Source organism: Thauera phenylacetica B4P (assembly GCF_000310225.1).
GTDB classification, from domain to species: domain Bacteria; phylum Pseudomonadota; class Gammaproteobacteria; order Burkholderiales; family Rhodocyclaceae; genus Thauera; species Thauera phenylacetica.
Genome location: NZ_AMXF01000438.1, coordinates 1 through 1552 on the forward strand (window position 1 = coordinate 1; position 1552 = coordinate 1552).

Here is a 1552-nt window from a genome sequence, read left to right on the forward strand (position 1 = left end):
CTAGCAGCCTGTCGGACTACCCCCTGTAAAATGCCGCATCGCCCCCGGATCCTGAGAGCATGAGCCGCTTCCGCCCGATCGACCGCCAAACGGACTACCTGCTGCCGCCCTCGGTACAGGAGTGGCTGCCCGAAACGCACCTGGCGCGCTATGTGGTCGACGTGGTCGAGGCACTGGACCTGTCGGCGCTGGAGCGGGCGTATGCGGGGCGTGGGAGCGATGCGTACCACCCGGCGATGCTGCTGTCGCTGCTGATCTACGGCTACGCGACGGGGACGCATTCGAGCCGCCGGATCGAGCGGGCGACTTACGATTCGCTGGCGTTTAGGTTCATCGCCTGCAACCAGCACCCGGACCACGACACCCTGGCGAGTTTCCGGCGCCGCTTCGGCGAACAGTTCGCCGAGCTCTTCGTGCAAGTGCTGCAGGTCGCACGCGAGAACCAGCTCTCGCGCTTTGGCACGGTCAGCCTGGACGGCACCAAGCTGCACGCCAACGCCTCCCGGCACAGTGCGCTGTCTTACGGGCACGCGCAGAAGATCGAAGCGCAGCTCAAAGCCGAGGTGCAGGAGATGCTCAAGCTGGCCGAGGCTGCCGACCAAGGCAATGTGCCTGAGGGGGTGGATTTACCGGCGGAGATCAAGCGCCGCGAAGACCGTCTGGCGGCCATCGCGACGGCCAAAGCCAAGATCGAAGCCCGCGCGAAGGAACGTTTCGAGCGCGAGCAAGCCGAGTACGAGGCGAAGATGGCCCAGCGCCAGGCCAAGCAGGCGAGCACGGGCAAGAAGCCCGGTGGCAAGCCCCCCAAGCCCCCGCAGACGGGGCCACAGGCCGAGGATCAGATCAATCTGACCGATGAAGACTCGCGCATCATGAAGGTGGCGGGCGGTGGTTTCGAGCAGTGCTACAACGCGCAAGCTGTGGTCGATACCGAATCGATGCTGGTGGTGGCGCCCCACATCACCACCGCCGGTAACGACAAGGAGCAGGTCGCGCCGATGCTCGAGTGCATCCAGGCACTGCCCGATGGGCTCAATCAACCCGCGCGGCTGCTGGCCGACACCGGCTTTTACAGCGAACGCAACGTCCAGCACTGCCACGACGCCGGGGTCGAGCCGCTGATCGCAGTGGGGCGCGATGCGCATCATCCGGATTGGCGCAGCCGCTTCGAGGAGCCCGCACCGCTCGAGACGCCCACCTCCCACGTCGAGCAGATGAAGCACGCCCTCAAGACCCAGACCGGTCGCGCCGCCTACGCGCTGCGCAAACAGACCGTCGAGCCGGTGTTCGGCATCATCAAGTCCGTGATGGGTTTCCGTCAGTTCCTGCTGCGCGGTGTTGGCAACGTGCGCAACGAATGGACGCTGGTCTGCCTCGCGTGGAACTTCAAGCGCATGGCCGTATTGCGTCTGCAGTGAGAAGAAACGACAGGAGCATGGCGATTTCACGCGAAAAAGGCGCTTTCGGCTCTGAAATGCCGATTATTTTTCACATCATGAAAACCCGCCTGCCGGTACGCCGTCCGCCGGCTTCAAGTCCGACAGGCTGCTAG

At 64.5% G+C, this 1552-nt stretch carries 1 protein-coding gene; it reads left to right on the forward strand.

Annotation, left to right across the window (positions count from 1 at the left end):
* Positions 1 to 59: 59 nt before the first annotated feature.
* Complete coding sequence (locus C667_RS22825; protein WP_004356467.1) at positions 60 to 1418, forward strand: IS1182 family transposase; 1359 nt, start codon at positions 60 to 62, stop codon at positions 1416 to 1418.
* Positions 1419 to 1552 lie beyond the last annotated feature (134 nt).